A 254-nucleotide genomic window follows, 5' to 3' on the forward strand; every position below is an offset into this window, starting at 1 on the left:
CGACACTCCCGACAACGAACATCGTCGCAAAGTGCTTTGCAGGGATGGGCTTGTTCCCCTCGCCGGCGACCGGGCGTCACGGACGGCGGCAAGTCTTGGCCCGGACCGAAGACCGGACACGCCTTACCGCACATGCTGGCGGCAAGCGCGATTTCGCCCGCCTCCGCAGCGGACGGGCAGCGGTGAGCGCAGGAGAACTTCGGAAGGGAGTTATCGACGATCAGGATCTGTGTTGGCGCGCAAAGCGCGGGCCC

The sequence above is a fragment of the Rhodobium orientis genome (assembly GCF_003258835.1).
Taxonomy (GTDB): Bacteria; Pseudomonadota; Alphaproteobacteria; order Rhizobiales; family Rhodobiaceae; genus Rhodobium; species Rhodobium orientis.